The following is a 1,451-nucleotide window of genomic DNA, read 5'->3' as shown; positions in this document are numbered from 1 at the left end:
CTGTCGTGTCTACTGGATCCTTGAAGGCTACCGTAGTACCTGCTGGAAGTTCAGACAAGTTGGCAATGGAATCTTCTGCCTTCGGTGTAGAACCTGGCTCAACTGTTTGATCCTTAGCGACTGGAGTGTTCTTATCTGCATCTGTTGCAGACTTAGATACCTTAACGGTCACTGGGACTTCTTCACTCGAACCATCTGGGTAGGTTACCACTACTGTAGCTGGTTTATCGCCTGCATCTGTCGTGTCTACTGGATCCTTGAAGGCTACCGTAGTACCTGCTGGAAGTTCAGACAAGTTGGCAATGGAATCTTCTGCCTTCGGTGTAGAACCTGGCTCAACTGTTTGATCCTTAGCGACTGGAGTGTTCTTATCTGCATCTGGAGTGACAACTTTAACGGTTACCGGAACCTCATCACGAGTACCATCTGGATAGGTTACTACAACAACAGCTGACTTGTCTCCCTCACTTGAGGTATTAACAGGAGCCTTAAAGGCATACTGGGTGCCCTCAGGTAAGCTGCTCGCATTCTCAATGGAATTTACTGCTTGTGGAGTTTCATTCGGTTTAACCGTCTGCGTCTTCCCTGCTGGCGTATACTTGTCCGCATCTGGTGCAACAACCTTAACAATTACTGGAACGTCTTCCTTGGAACCATCTGGGTAAGTTACTTCAACTGTTCCTTGCTTATCTCCCTCAGTTGAGGTGTCAACCGGAGTTTTAAAGCCAACTTTGGTCCCTTGTGGAAGGTCTTGTAGATTCGCAATCGCAACCGTTGCTCTTGGTGTACCCCCTGGTCTCACCGTTTGTTCACGAGCCTCTGGAGTATACTTATCCGCATCTGGAGTGACGACTTTAACGGTTACCGGAACCTCATCACGAGTACCATCTGGATAAGTTACAACAACAACAGCTGACTTGTCTCCCTCACTTGAGGTATTGACAGGAGCCTTAAAGGCATACTGGGTGCCCTCAGGTAAGCTGCTCGCATTCTCAATGGAATTTACTGCTTGTGGAGTTTCATTCGGTTTGACCGTCTGCGTCTTCCCTGCTGACGTATACTTGTCCGCATCTGGTGCAACAACCTTAACAATTACTGGAACGTCTTCCTTGGAACCATCTGGATAAGTTACAACAACTGTTCCTTGCTTATCTCCCTCAGTTGAGGTGTCAACCGGAGTTTTAAAGCCAACTTTGGTCCCTTGTGGAAGGTCTTGTAGATTCGCAATCGCAACCGTTGCTCTTGGTGTACCCCCTGGTCTCACCGTTTGTTCACGAGCCTCTGGAGTATACTTATCCGCATCTGGAGTGACGACTTTAACGGTTACCGGAACCTCATCACGAGTACCATCTGGATAGGTTACTACAACAACAGCTGACTTGTCTCCCTCACTTGAGGTATTGACAGGAGCCTTAAAGGCATACTGGGTGCCCTCAGGTAAGCTGCTCGCA

The 1,451-nt window shown here is 48.2% G+C and carries 1 protein-coding gene; it reads right to left on the bottom strand.

Annotated elements, in window-relative coordinates; genetic code table 11:
* Positions 1-1,451, bottom strand: a 1,451-nt coding sequence (locus tag HZY94_RS02325) for a Rib/alpha-like domain-containing protein (RefSeq protein WP_257151894.1), incomplete at both ends; no start/stop codon positions are given.

Origin of the sequence: Streptococcus danieliae, assembly GCF_013415245.1 — a bacterium.
GTDB lineage: Bacteria > Bacillota > Bacilli > Lactobacillales > Streptococcaceae > Streptococcus > Streptococcus danieliae_A.
This window is presented reverse-complemented; position numbering and strand designations above follow the sequence as displayed.